Source organism: Brevibacillus sp. JB24b (assembly GCF_051713385.1).
Taxonomy (GTDB): domain Bacteria; phylum Bacillota; class Bacilli; order Brevibacillales; family Brevibacillaceae; genus Brevibacillus_B; species Brevibacillus_B laterosporus.
This window is the reverse complement of sequence record NZ_JBNVQV010000001.1, coordinates 4,880,001-4,893,265: the sequence shown is the minus strand read 5'-3', so window position 1 is coordinate 4,893,265 and position 13,265 is coordinate 4,880,001. Positions and strand designations below refer to the sequence as shown.

Sequence of the window (13,265 nt, the reverse complement as noted above, 5' to 3'; positions counted from 1 at the left end):
ATTATCGGTAAAATCACTTATAATGAATAGACAAACAAACGTTCGAGTTTTTGCTTAGATTTTAAATGATTGTGCTATAATGAAGGATAGGATATATAAAGGAGGATGAGGGGACCGTGGATCGTTTTGAGTTAGTTTCGGAGTATACGCCTTCAGGTGATCAGCCTACTGCGATTGCAGAGTTAGTGGAAGGAATAAAGGCTGGTAAACGTCATCAAACTCTGCTGGGTGCTACCGGAACAGGTAAAACTTTTACAGCTGCTCACATGATAGCTCAGGTGAACAAACCTACACTAGTCATGGCGCATAACAAAACCTTAGCTGCACAGTTGGCAGCAGAATTTCGTGAATTTTTTCCAAATAACGCGGTAGAGTACTTCGTTAGTTACTACGATTACTATCAACCGGAAGCCTACATTCCTCATTCGGATACTTATATAGAAAAGGATTCAAGCGTTAATGATGAGATTGATAAATTACGTCACTCAGCAACTAGCTCGTTATTAGAGAGACGGGATGTCATCATTGTGGCTTCTGTTTCTTGCATATACGGTTTGGGTTCCCCGATTGAATATAGAGAAATGGTACTTTCTTTGCGTACGGGCATGGAAAAAAGCAGAGATGAGGTTTTGCATCGGCTAGTAGATATTCAATATGATCGCAATGATATTAACTTTACTCGTGGGACGTTTCGTGTTCGAGGAGACGTACTGGAAATATTTCCGGCGTCGCGCAGTGAACAGGCAATACGAGTAGAGTTTTTTGGTGATGAGATTGAGCGCATTACAGAGATTGATGTATTAACCGGGGAGATTATGGGAAGCCGAGAACACGTAGCGATTTTCCCTGCATCTCACTTTGTTACCCGTGAAGAAAAAATGAAGAAGGCTGTTGAGAATATTGAACAGGAGCTTGAACTAAGGTTGCTGGAGTTGCAAGCAGCAGGCAAACTACTGGAAGCTCAACGGCTAGAACAGCGTACGAGATATGATATAGAGATGATGTTAGAAATGGGCTTTTGCTCGGGAATTGAGAACTATTCCCGTCATTTGACTGGTTTACCGGAGGGACATCCTCCGTACACGCTGCTTGATTACTTCCCAGATGATTTTTTGATGGTGATAGACGAGTCTCATATGACCCTGCCACAAATCCGCGGGATGTACAATGGCGATAGAGCGCGCAAAGATGTACTAGTGGAGCATGGTTTCCGCTTACCGTCCGCACGCGATAACCGACCACTCAGGTTTGAGGAATTTGAAAAGAAAGTAAAGCAAGCAGTCTATATTTCAGCTACACCAGGAGTATATGAACTTGAGCACACGCCTAAGATGGCAGAGCAGGTCATTCGTCCAACAGGTTTAGTTGATCCAACTATCACAGTTCGTCCAATAAAAGGCCAAATTGATGATTTAATCGGCGAAATTCAGGCAACCATTGCTAAAGACGAGCGTGTTTTAGTAACGACGCTTACGAAGAAAATGTCAGAAGATCTAACCGATTACTTGAAGGAGATCGGCATTAAAGTCCGTTACCTGCATTCCGATATCAAGACGATTGAGCGCATGCAAATTTTACGCGCCTTACGATTGGGTGAATTTGATGTTTTGGTGGGGATTAATTTATTGCGGGAAGGATTGGATTTGCCGGAGGTATCTTTAGTTACGATTTTAGACGCTGATAAAGAAGGTTTCTTGCGCAATGAACGGTCATTAATTCAAACCATCGGGCGTGCTGCGCGGAATGCAGAGGGTCGTGTCATTATGTACGCTGACAAAATGACTGATTCAATGACGAAAGCAATACAAGAAACAGAACGCCGTCGTAGAATCCAGCTTGCTTACAATGAAAAGCACGGCATCACGCCACAAACGATTCAAAAAGCTGTTCGTGGAGTTATTGAAGCAACAAGAGTGGCGGAGGAGAAAGCTGATTATCTACCACACTTAAATGTAAAGAAGATGCCGAAAAAAGATCGTATTGTAGTTATCGAGCGAATGGAAGAGGAAATGAAGGAAGCCGCACGCAATCTCATGTTCGAACGTGCAGCAGAGCTTCGTGATTTGATATTGGAGTTGAAAGCAGACCTGTAGGGAGTGAAATACATGCCATTAGATCGAATCGTGGTGAAGGGTGCACGTGCTCATAATTTAAAAAACATAGATGTCGTCATCCCACGAGATAAATTTGTTGTTTTAACGGGACTATCTGGTTCAGGAAAATCGTCTCTTGCTTTTGATACGATCTATGCGGAAGGACAGCGTCGTTATGTAGAGTCGCTATCTGCTTATGCTCGTCAATTTCTGGGACAAATGGATAAGCCTGATGTAGATTCTATTGATGGTCTCTCTCCAGCTATTTCGATTGATCAGAAGACCACTAGTCGCAATCCACGTTCTACTGTAGGAACAGTGACAGAGATCTATGATTATTTGCGTCTGTTGTATGCACGTATTGGTAAGGCTGTTTGTCCTACTCATGGAATAGAAATTAGTTCACAAACGATCGAACAAATGGTAGATCGTATTATGGAATTCCCAGAACGGACCCGTATGCAAATTCTTGCTCCTTTAGTTCAGGGACGTAAAGGAGAGCACGTAAAGCTATTGGAAGATATCCGTAAACAAGGGTATGTACGGGTTCGTGTTGATGGAGAAGTGCGGGATTTATCTGAAGAGATTCTTTTGGAAAAAAACAAAAAGCATAGCATTGAAGTTGTAATTGATCGGATCGTTGTCAAACCTGATTCTCAGACACGTATTGCTGATTCCTTAGAAACAGCTTTGCGTTTAGCAGACGGTAAGGTGATTGTCGACGTTATCGATCAGGAAGAACTACTATTTAGCGAGAAGCATGCTTGTCCACTCTGTGGCTTCTCGATTGGTGAGTTAGAACCGCGAATCTTCTCATTTAATAGTCCGTATGGAGCCTGCTCAGAATGCGATGGATTGGGAGTGCGGATGGAAGTGGACCCTGATCTGGTTGTCCCGGATTCTGCAAAAACATTGTCAGAGGGTGCTATAGCAGCTTGGGAGCCAAAGTCTTCTACCTACTACCCACAATTGTTAGAATCAGCGTGCCGTCATTTTAGCATTCCTACAGATGTACCGGTGGAAGAGCTGGAAGATGAGCAATTACAAATCGTTTTATATGGTAGTAAAGGTGAAAAAATTCAATTCCGTTATGAGAATGAATTTGGTCAAGTACGTGAGGCTACAGTGGCATTTGAAGGGGTAATCCCTAACCTACAAAGACGTCATCTGGAAACCAGTTCTGATTATATACGTGAACAAATTGAAGGCTTCATGGGTCAAAAAGCTTGCCCGGTTTGTAAGGGTCAGCGATTGCGCCAAGAGAGCCTAGCTGTTTTGATCGGCAAACGTAATATTTCGGAGTTAACCAGTCTATCTATTGTAGATGCACACCAATTTTTTGATCAAGTTGAGTTAAGTGAGAAAGATATAAAGATCGCTCAGATGATCTTAAAAGAGATCAAAGCCAGACTGAATTTCCTTATTGATGTGGGGCTTGATTACCTCACATTAAGTCGAGCGGCAGGAACCTTATCAGGTGGAGAGGCCCAACGTATACGATTAGCTACACAGATTGGCTCTAGTCTAATGGGAGTCTTGTATATTTTGGACGAGCCAAGTATTGGTCTACATCAGCGTGATAATGCTCGTTTGATTAAGACGCTTGAGCATATGACAAGCTTAGGAAATACACTTATCGTAGTAGAGCATGACGAGGATACGATGCTAGCCTGCGATTACATTATCGATATTGGTCCTGGAGCAGGGATTCATGGTGGACAGATAGTAGCGGAAGGAACCCCACAAGAAGTGATGAAGAATCCTGACTCTCTAACAGGAGCTTATTTAAGTGGGCGTAAATTCATCCCTGTTCCTCTTGAAAGACGTAAGCCTGCACAAAATGGAGAAGCTTGCGATAAATGGGTGATTATTGAAGGGGCAAAAGAAAACAACCTGAAAAATGTAAACGTCAAAATTCCATTAGGTGTGTTCGTTGCTGTTACGGGTGTCTCTGGTTCAGGAAAAAGTACCCTAATCAACGAGATTCTGCACAAAGCTTTGGCACGTGAATTAAATCGTGCAAAAGCCAAGCCGGGAGAATTTAAACGGATTAATGGCTTGGATCATCTGGACAAGGTAGTTGATATTGACCAGTCACCAATTGGTCGTACACCTCGCTCGAACCCTGCTACGTATACAGGTGTGTTTGATGATATTCGTGATCTGTTTGCTTCCACTAATGAAGCAAAAGTGCGTGGATACAAAAAAGGGCGATTTAGCTTTAACGTAAAGGGCGGGCGTTGTGAAGCTTGCACAGGGGACGGTATTATTAAGATTGAAATGCATTTTCTGCCTGATGTATACGTACCTTGCGAGATTTGTAATGGTAAACGATACAATCGAGAGACCTTAGAGGTTAAATATAGAGGCAAAAGCATTTCTGATATTTTGGAAACAACAGTGGAAGATGCAGTTGAGTTTTTCAAAAATGTACCGAAAATCCAACGGAAGGTTCAAACCTTGCTGGATGTTGGTTTAGGCTACATGAAGCTAGGACAACCGGCAACCACTTTATCAGGTGGAGAAGCCCAACGCGTTAAATTAGCTTCTGAATTACATCGCCGAAGTACGGGGCGCACCATATACATTCTAGATGAACCAACAACAGGATTGCATACCTACGACATTGATCGGTTGCTAAAAGTCTTGCAACGATTAGTAGAGAATGGGGATACTGTTTTGGTTATTGAGCATAATCTAGATGTTATTAAGACAGCAGACCATATAATCGACCTTGGACCAGAAGGTGGAACACGTGGCGGTAGTATAGTAGCCACAGGAACTCCTGAAGAGGTAGCCAAGGTGAAGGGATCGTATACGGGTGAATTTTTGGGACCTATTCTTGAACGTGATCGCAAGCGTACCCAAGAACGGATTCAAGAGCTAGTTAATCATACCTAGGGTAAAAGCTTTACATTACAACATGGGAAAGGCATCCTTTTTAACAGGGTGTCTTTTCATTTACATGATATAAAAGATAAAAGTCAATTCACGAAGAGAGTTGTTTGCACAAGGTGCGTTCGTTACAATAGGGGTAAGAAATAACGGAAAACAGCAATCTTGGCTGGGAAAGTGGTGTTTGATACAAATGGTAAATGTCAGTCATCTTGTTGAACATTTTCAACTGAAAATAGTAAGTGGCGAAAAAGGGTTAAGTCGCCCGATCAGCGTTACTGATTTAAGTCGACCTGGATTACAGCTAGCGGGATATAAATCCCATTATCCTGGAGAACGCATCCAAATTCTCGGAATGACTGAAATGGAATTTTTACATACATTACCTAAAGAAACCATAGTTGATAGACTCAGCTTTTTAATGAGTGAGGAGACACCTTGCTTATGTGTAGCGCGTAATTTGGAATTGCCACAAGAAGTGCTGGATGTGTCTAATAGTAGAGGAGTACCTGTCATTCAATCTCCTTTACCTACAACCAGTCTGGTTAGTAAGCTTACAAATTATTTAGAAGATCGTCTTGCTCCAACCGCTACCATTCATGGGGTTCTTACGGATGTATACGGAGTGGGCGTCTTTATTCTTGGTGCTAGTGGAATAGGGAAAAGTGAGACAGCTCTGGAACTGGTTAAGCGTGGTCATCGTCTCGTAGCAGATGATGCTGTAGAGATTCGTCAAACACAAGAAGGCCACTTAACGGGGATGGCACCTGATTTAATTCAACATTTATTAGAAATCCGCGGAGTAGGTATTATCAATGTAATGACGATGTTTGGTGCAGGAGCTGTGCGTAATACGAAAAACATTGATATGGTCGTGAAGCTAGAACTGTGGGATCAGCATAAGCACTACGAACGTTTGGGACTAGACGAAGAAAAAATGAAAGTAATGGATACAGATGTGCCGGTCATTACCGTCCCTGTGCGTCCAGGTCGAAATTTAGCAGTTATTATCGAGGTAGCAGCTATGAACTATCGCTTGAAACGCATGGGCTACAATGCTGCTGTGCATTTCTCTAAGCGTTTGACAGATACAATTGAAGATCATGATTCATTTATCTAAGATGATGCGATCCCTATAGGAAGAGGTAAAGGAGCAATCTGACGCTTATGCGTAACACCAAACGATATCCCGTAGCGGGAGGAGTAAATCCGCTTTGGCATATGTATAAAACCGTGAGTTTTTGGAAGGTTTGCAGAAACTTTGTTGTTATCCAACTGGCGCGTTATTGTCCGTTTGTGTTTGTGAAGAATTGGATGTATCGTACCTTTCTTGGAATCAAAGTAGGCGATCAATCTGCTGTAGCATTGATGGTCATGATGGATATTATGTATCCTGAACTAATTACGATTGGACGAAATTGCGTAATTGGCTACAATACTACAATTTTAGCCCATGAATATTTAGTGGACGAGTATCGACTAGGGGAAGTTATTATTGGTGACCGTGTATTAATTGGCGCCAATTCCACGATTTTGCCAGGAGTAGTCATTGGTGATAATGCAGTAATTGCAGCAGGGAGTGTTGTTCACCGTGATGTACCAGCAGGAGCATTTGTGGGTGGAAATCCGTTACAAATCATTCGACAGTGAAGTAGAGGACCTTTGTCTCGTCAGGAGACGAAGGTTTTTTTATTGTAAATTAAGCGTTTATAGAGGTGCAATAGGGAAAAGTGTAATAAAGCCTCTGTTTGTGGTTGAGGCTAAAAAATATATTTTTGACTACGAAGTACGTAGGCAAAGATATAACACAAAGACATGCTGTCATAAAAAAATGTTGACCTCTTTGATAATTAGTAGTATATTTTCTACTAATCCAAACGCTTTAGTTTATTAGCAGAGTAAAGTGTCTATAGGAGCAGGAGGGAATGAGGATGGCTACACCTTTGGTTTTTGAAAAGCCATTGGGCATGCGGGATGTATTGCCTGAGCTGTTACAAAAACAACGTGTAATTGAACGAATTTTGCGTCAATGTATATCGAGGTGGGGTTATGATGAAATTGCTACGCCTGCGCTGGAGTACTTTGAAACGGTGGGGGTAGCAAGTGCGACCTTGACCGACCATATGTTTAAGCTGTTGGATAAACAGGGACATACTGTCATTTTACGTCCTGAGGTAACGGCACCTATAGCACGTGTTGTCTCCTCCTTGTATAAGCACGTACCTTATCCGATCCGGTTATTTTATCAAGCGAATGTATTTCGTGCGCAAGAAAAAGAAGCTGGACGTCCTGCTGAATTTTATCAAACAGGAGTGGAGCTTATCGGGGATGCCAGTGTAGATGCCGATGCTGAGGTGATCGCCTTAGCAATTTCATGTTTACAACAAGCAGGTGTAGCTGCCTTTAAAATAACGATTGGTCATGTGGATGTGGTAACAGGCTTGTTAGAAGAAATCGTGGTGGATAAACACGAGAGGTTGAGCTTGGTGAAATGCCTACAGCATAGAGATTATGCAGGATATCGACAGGTTGTGAGTACATTATCTGTCACGGAGGAAGAGAAAGTGAAATTGCTTTCCTTACTTCAATTACGTGGTGGTAGAGAGAGCATTGAGGAGGGTATGCAGCTCTTACGTAATCCAAAATCGGTAGAAGCTATGCAAACCATTTCATCATTATGGGATGCGTTGGCGGCTTATGGTGTGGAAGAGCATATCTTATTGGACTTAACACTTATTGGTCGTTTTGATTACTATACAGGAATTGTTTTTGAAGGGTATGCAGCAGATCTAGGTTCATCTTTGTTAAGTGGCGGACGATATGATCGGTTGTTAGAGCAATTTGGTCGTTCAGCAGCAGCTACAGGGTTTGCACTGGAAATTGATTGTTTATTACAGGTAGCAAATATAGTAGCCCCTTTTAATCAAAAACGTTATGTCATTTTATATGAGCAACATCAACGGGAAGAGGCTCTTCGCTATGCACAGCAAAAACGTGATGAACAAAATATCGTTATTACAGCGAGGTGGTCAGCAGAGGTAGAGCATGCTTTTGTAAATTGCGAGCAAAATCATGTTGTTATCTGGGGAGGAGAGGTACCGTGAGAAAAACAGAATCGTTGCAAAAATTAACGATAGCGATGCCGAAGGGTAGAATCTTTGAAGAATCATTAATCTTTTTACAGGAATCAGGAATCGTACTTGAGGAAAATTCCAAAGATTCCCGCAAATTAATTATTCCTGTTCCTCATTTTCAGATGGAATTTATTTTGGCAAAACCAGCTGATGTACCGACTTATGTGGAGTATGGTGTAGCAGATGTTGGTGTAGTAGGCAAAGATGTTTTATTGGAAGAAGACAGAGACGTCTATGAATTACTTGATCTTGAAATTGGGAGATGTCGCATGGTAGTTGCTGGTTTAGCTCAGTATCAGCCAGCGGTTCAGCCTAGAGTAGCTACTAAGTATCCTACGATCGCATCGCGTTATTTTCGAGAGCAAGGTCAACAGGTCGAGGTCATTAAGCTAAATGGTTCCGTAGAATTAGCTCCTTTGATCGGACTTGCTGAACGAATTGTTGATATTGTCTCTACAGGACAGACATTACGAGAGAATGGTCTGGTGGAGATTGAACATATTTGTGATATTACTACAAGGTTAATTGCTAACCGCTCAAGTTATCGAATGAAAAGTGAAGCAGTAGAGGACATTGCCCAAAGATTTCTCCAGGTCATTCCAAAAGCAGAGGTACTCAGATGAGAAGGATAGGAGGTACTAGACAGCATGCTACGGATTATAAATGCAAGCGAGCTAAGTATCACACGTAGTATCGACCAAGGCACCGAAGAACAGCAAAGTGCGGTACGGGAGATTTTACAAGCGGTTAAAGAGTATGGCGATGAAGCAGTTCGTACATTTACACAAAAATATGATGGAGTAACAGTAGGTGAGATTCGAGTAACGGAAGCAGAGTATCTAGCTGCCAAGACATTCGTTTCCAACGAGGTGCAAAAAGCGTTGCAAGAAGCAGCCGACAATATTCGCGCATACCATCAACATCAGGCACGTACATCCTGGTTTACGACAAGAGAGTCTGGAACTATGCTAGGCCAAATGATTCGGCCTCTACATAGCGTGGGGCTTTATGTTCCTGGCGGTTCCGCTTCCTATCCCTCCTCTGTTCTCATGAATGCCATTCCAGCACAAGTCGCAGGGGTGGAGAAAATTGTAATGGTCACACCACCGGATCGAGAAGGTAAGGTTGCCCCAGCCGTTTTAGTTGCTGCCGAGATCGCTGGTGTGACGGAGATTTATAAAGTTGGTGGGGCTCAAGCAATTGGAGCACTTACCTATGGAACCAAGACTATTCCTGCTGTAGATAAGATTGTAGGGCCGGGCAATATCTACGTAGCGCTAGCCAAACGTGAGGTGTTTGGAGTGGTAAGCATTGATATGATAGCCGGTCCTAGTGAAATCGTAGTGTTAGCAGATGAAACAGCTTCGCCCCGTTATATTGCTGCTGATCTCCTGTCACAAGCGGAGCACGATTCACTGGCATCAGCTATCTTGATTACGACCTCACAAAAAGTAGCTGAGGAAGTAGCTTTTGAAATAAAGCAGCAAATAGCGAGCTTACCAAGAAAAGAGATTGCTGAAGCTTCCTTACACTCTCATGGAGCTATCTGTGTTGTGGCAGATTTGGAAGAAGGCTTTGCAGTGGTTAATCGATTAGCTCCTGAGCACCTAGAGTTACATGTGGAAGATGCCTTTAGTCATTTAGGGAAAGTTAAAAATGCCGGAGCTGTTTTTTTAGGTCCCTACAGCTCCGAACCTGTAGGAGATTACTTTGCAGGAACGAACCATGTTTTACCAACAAATGGAACAGCGCGGTTCTCTTCTCCTTTATCAGTGGATGATTTTATTAAAAAAATGAGTGTTATTTCCTATAGTAAGGCTGATCTCGTAGAACATGGAGAAAAGATTGTGAGATTGGCGGAGGCAGAAGGGTTAACAGCTCATGCCAAAGCTATTCAAGTTAGGCTAGCAGAGTGTTAATGATAAAGGCTGATAACAGAGTGTTGTCAACTTAGCTGAAAGGAAGAAAGCGATGGAACAGGCTATGAGTCGAACAGCAACTATAAAGCGAAAAACCAACGAGACAAACGTAGCTTTGCAATTTGCAGTAGACGGAAATGGAGAGAGCAGACTAAACACAGGTGTTCCTTTTTTGTCGCATATGCTTGATTTATTTACGCGTCATGGCCATTTTCAATTACAGGTAGAAGCAGAAGGCGACATCGAGATTGACTATCATCATACGGTTGAGGATATCGGAATTTGTCTAGGTCAGGCCGTACGTGAGGCGTTGGGTGATAAAACGGGGATCAAACGCTATGGGAATGCATTTGTTCCTATGGATGATGCGTTGGCCCAAGTGGTGATTGATATAAGTAATCGGCCTCATTTGGAATACCGTGCTACTTATCCTTCTTGGCAGGTTGGACAATTTCCTACTGAGCTAGTGCATGAATTTTTGTGGAAATTTGCTTTAGAATCACGGATGAACGTTCATGTTATTTTGCATTATGGCCAGAATACCCACCACATGATTGAAGGGATATTCAAAGCCTTAGGCCGTGCGTTGGATGAAGCAACGCAGATCGATCCACGAGTAAAAGGAGTCCCCTCTACGAAAGGAATGCTGTAGAAACATGATTGGAATTATCGACTATGGGATGGGTAATTTGTTTAGTTTACGCAAAGCGCTGGAACGTTTAGAGGTAGCACATGAGATCGTTAGTCAACCAGAACACTTAAATAACTATAGTGGATTATTACTACCAGGTGTAGGTGCCTTTGGGGACGCCATGAGATATATACGAGCAATCAGCTTAGATCAAGCGATCCGAGAATACGTACGGACAGACCGTCCAATATTGGGAATATGTTTAGGAATGCAACTATTGTTTAGCGAAAGTGAAGAGCATGGGGAGCATAAAGGCTTAGACCTGCTCCCAGGGAGAGTTGTACGCTTTCAGGGAGATTTTAAAATTCCTCATATGGGATGGAATGAACTTTCTCTAAGGAATCGTCAGCATCCTTTAGTAAAGGGAGTACTAGAAGGAGAATATGCGTATTTTGTGCATTCCTATTATGTACAGGTACATGATCCGACTCATTTGCTTGCAACTACGGACTACCATCATGATGTAGCAGCGATTGTTTCGTCTGGAAAAGTTACAGGTATGCAGTTTCATCCAGAGAAGAGCGGGTCAACAGGCATTCGTTTATTAGCTAATTTTATACAGCAATGCAAGGAGGGTCTGTCATGACATTCACTATCTATCCTGCTATTGATATACGTGGAGGGAAGTGTGTTCGTTTATTCCAAGGGGATTTCAATCAAGAGACAGTATATGGGGAGTCTCCTCATGATATTGCTCGAATGTGGTCGGAATCAGGAGCATCTTGGGTGCATGTGGTGGATCTGGATGGAGCAAAAGAAGGATCGCCTGTACATTTTGAATTGATTGGTGAAATGGTTAAATCGATATCTGTACCAATCCAAGTAGGTGGCGGAATTCGGACTTTACAGGATATTGAAGCATATGTGGAGTGTGGAATCGCAAGAATTATCCTAGGGACAGCGGCTATAGAGGATCTTATCTTTACAAAAGAGGCATTACGTCGCTACGGTTCACGTATCGCCATTGGCTTGGATTGTCGAAGTGGCTACGTCGCTACCAGAGGATGGCTATCTACAACGAAAATGAAGGCAACAGAATTAGCTAAACAATTAGTGGAGTACGGAGCGGAATTATTTATTTACACAGATATCGGACGGGATGGCACACTTACAGGACCTAATATAGAAGAAATTGTTCAATTAGGAGTTGCTACTGGCAAAAAAGTCATTGCCTCAGGAGGAGTTGGCCATTTAAATGATTTACTCGCTTTGGCCAAACAAAGAGAGTGTGGAGTAGAGGGAGCTATTGTTGGAAAGGCGCTTTACACGGAAGCTATTTCACTTCCCGAAGCCTTAGATAAAGTAAGGGAGGTCAAGCGAACATGTTAACCAAGCGCATCATTCCATGTTTGGATGTTAAAGAGGGGCGAGTGGTGAAAGGGATTCAGTTTGTAGGCTTACGAGATGCTGGTGATCCAGTTGAACTCGCCAAAAAATACTGCCAAGAGGGAGCTGATGAGCTGGTATTTTTAGATATATCAGCCTCTCATGAAGGGCGTAAAACAATGATAGATGTTATTGAGCGGACCGCTGCCCATATCACAATTCCGTTTACAGTGGGCGGTGGTATCAATTCTATTGAAGATATGAAACAAATTTTGCGAGCTGGTGCAGATAAAATATCGCTTAATACGGCTGCAGTGTTGAATCCAAGGCTGATTCAAGAAGGAGCCTCATTTTTTGGAAGTCAATGTATTGTCGTAGCGATTGATGCGAAGCAAACAGGACCTAGCACTTGGGAGGTATTTACACATGGTGGTCGAAAGGCAACAGGTCTGAATGTTTTAGATTGGGCAAGAGAAGTAGAAAGATTAGGTGCTGGTGAGCTTTTACTTACCTCCATGGATGATGATGGTGAAAAATCGGGTTTTGGACTTGAATTAACAAGTTTAGTCTCCACAACGGTAGGAATTCCAGTGATTGCGTCTGGTGGTGCAGGACATGTAGAACATTTTGTTGATGTACTTACAGTTGGAAAGGCAGATGCAGCACTGGCAGCCTCTATCTTTCATTATGAGAAAACATCAATTACTGCGGTGAAAAAATTTGTAATGACAAAAGGGGTGCCTGTACGTTATGAAGGAGAAGCGGCTATCAGAGAAGCTGAGATTTGATGATCAAGGGTTATTGCCTGTTGTTATTCAAGATGCTTCGACGAAAGAAGTTCTTACATTGGCATACATGAATAAGGAAGCATTGGAAAAGACCTATGAGACAAACGAAACATGGCTCTGGAGCCGTTCAAGGCAAGAACTATGGAATAAAGGAGCGACATCAGGGAACCGACAAAAGGTTATTTCTATTTCTGAAGACTGTGATAGAGATGCTCTGTTGCTAAAGGTTTTACCTGTTGGTCCGGCTTGTCATACTGGGAGTTATTCCTGTTTTTCACAAGAGAAAGAAGTAGACCAGATTTTTGAAAGAAGCAGTAAAAATAACCATTTCTTCATTCTTGGAGAGTTAGAAGCGTTAATCGCTACTCGCCAAAAGGAAATGCCTGTGGGAGCTTATACTACGTACCTTTTTGAGAAAG

General features: G+C 42.5%; 12 protein-coding genes (1 of these 12 only partly in view). All 12 read left to right on the top strand.

Going from position 1 to position 13,265, the window contains the following annotated elements; all coding sequences use genetic code 11:
* The first annotated feature begins 116 nt into the window (after positions 1-116).
* A complete protein-coding gene (gene uvrB, locus ACQV1I_RS22945) occupies positions 117-2,093 on the top strand; it encodes an excinuclease ABC subunit UvrB (protein ID WP_094699810.1) in 1,977 nt (658 codons plus the stop codon).
* A gap of 12 nt (positions 2,094-2,105) precedes the next feature.
* Positions 2,106-4,994: an excinuclease ABC subunit UvrA gene (gene uvrA, locus ACQV1I_RS22940; RefSeq protein WP_116333663.1), complete on the top strand. Its 2,889-nt coding sequence runs from the start codon at positions 2,106-2,108 to the stop codon at positions 4,992-4,994.
* A 187-nt stretch (positions 4,995-5,181) separates the two neighbouring features.
* Complete coding sequence (gene hprK, locus ACQV1I_RS22935; protein WP_176452362.1) at positions 5,182-6,108, top strand: HPr(Ser) kinase/phosphatase; 927 nt, start codon at positions 5,182-5,184, stop codon at positions 6,106-6,108.
* 47 nt (positions 6,109-6,155) lie between these two features.
* Positions 6,156-6,638 carry an acyltransferase gene (locus ACQV1I_RS22930; RefSeq protein WP_094699808.1) on the top strand — a complete coding sequence of 161 codons (483 nt, stop codon included), beginning with the start codon at positions 6,156-6,158 and terminating at the stop codon, positions 6,636-6,638.
* Between the two features lie 281 nt (positions 6,639-6,919).
* Positions 6,920-8,092, top strand: a complete 1,173-nt coding sequence (locus tag ACQV1I_RS22925; RefSeq protein WP_116333664.1) for an ATP phosphoribosyltransferase regulatory subunit — start codon at positions 6,920-6,922, stop codon at positions 8,090-8,092.
* Between the two features lie 35 nt (positions 8,093-8,127).
* Complete coding sequence (gene hisG, locus ACQV1I_RS22920) at positions 8,128-8,745, top strand: ATP phosphoribosyltransferase (RefSeq protein WP_242066186.1); 618 nt, start codon at positions 8,128-8,130, stop codon at positions 8,743-8,745.
* Positions 8,746-8,769: 24 nt separating this feature from the next.
* Positions 8,770-10,041 (top strand): histidinol dehydrogenase, encoded by a 1,272-nt coding sequence (gene hisD, locus ACQV1I_RS22915; RefSeq protein WP_094699805.1) that lies wholly within the window; start codon positions 8,770-8,772, stop codon positions 10,039-10,041.
* A 52-nt stretch (positions 10,042-10,093) separates the two neighbouring features.
* A complete protein-coding gene (gene hisB, locus ACQV1I_RS22910) occupies positions 10,094-10,693 on the top strand; it encodes an imidazoleglycerol-phosphate dehydratase HisB (RefSeq protein ID WP_438769842.1) in 600 nt (199 codons plus the stop codon).
* A 4-nt stretch (positions 10,694-10,697) separates the two neighbouring features.
* On the top strand, positions 10,698-11,318 hold the full coding sequence (gene hisH / locus ACQV1I_RS22905; protein ID WP_094699804.1) for an imidazole glycerol phosphate synthase subunit HisH: 621 nt from the start codon (positions 10,698-10,700) through the stop codon (positions 11,316-11,318).
* On the top strand, positions 11,315-12,061 hold the full coding sequence (hisA, locus tag ACQV1I_RS22900) for a 1-(5-phosphoribosyl)-5-[(5-phosphoribosylamino)methylideneamino]imidazole-4-carboxamide isomerase (protein ID WP_018669840.1): 747 nt from the start codon (positions 11,315-11,317) through the stop codon (positions 12,059-12,061). The genes hisH and hisA overlap by 4 nt, the downstream gene beginning before the upstream one ends.
* Positions 12,055-12,846 carry an imidazole glycerol phosphate synthase subunit HisF gene (hisF, locus tag ACQV1I_RS22895; RefSeq protein WP_094699803.1) on the top strand — a complete coding sequence of 264 codons (792 nt, stop codon included), beginning with the start codon at positions 12,055-12,057 and terminating at the stop codon, positions 12,844-12,846. The genes hisA and hisF overlap by 7 nt, the downstream gene beginning before the upstream one ends.
* Positions 12,809-13,265, top strand: partial view of a bifunctional phosphoribosyl-AMP cyclohydrolase/phosphoribosyl-ATP diphosphatase HisIE gene (gene hisIE, locus ACQV1I_RS22890; protein ID WP_094699802.1) — the 5' portion only. Its footprint extends 188 nt past the window's final position; only the first 457 of its 645 coding nucleotides appear in the window; it begins with the start codon at positions 12,809-12,811; its stop codon lies off the right edge, out of view. Before hisF ends, hisIE begins: the two co-directional genes overlap by 38 nt.

Coding starts and splice junctions, on each gene's coding strand:
- hisH (WP_094699804.1), top strand. CDS start 10,698: ATGATTGGAATTATCGACTATGGGATGGGTAATTTGTTTAGTTTACGC.
- hprK (WP_176452362.1), top strand. CDS start 5,182: ATGGTAAATGTCAGTCATCTTGTTGAACATTTTCAACTGAAAATAGTA.
- ACQV1I_RS22925 (WP_116333664.1), top strand. CDS start 6,920: ATGGCTACACCTTTGGTTTTTGAAAAGCCATTGGGCATGCGGGATGTA.
- hisG (WP_242066186.1), top strand. CDS start 8,128: ATGCCGAAGGGTAGAATCTTTGAAGAATCATTAATCTTTTTACAGGAA.
- hisF (WP_094699803.1), top strand. CDS start 12,055: ATGTTAACCAAGCGCATCATTCCATGTTTGGATGTTAAAGAGGGGCGA.
- hisB (WP_438769842.1), top strand. CDS start 10,094: ATGGAACAGGCTATGAGTCGAACAGCAACTATAAAGCGAAAAACCAAC.
- uvrA (WP_116333663.1), top strand. CDS start 2,106: ATGCCATTAGATCGAATCGTGGTGAAGGGTGCACGTGCTCATAATTTA.
- hisA (WP_018669840.1), top strand. CDS start 11,315: ATGACATTCACTATCTATCCTGCTATTGATATACGTGGAGGGAAGTGT.
- ACQV1I_RS22930 (WP_094699808.1), top strand. CDS start 6,156: ATGCGTAACACCAAACGATATCCCGTAGCGGGAGGAGTAAATCCGCTT.
- hisD (WP_094699805.1), top strand. CDS start 8,770: ATGCTACGGATTATAAATGCAAGCGAGCTAAGTATCACACGTAGTATC.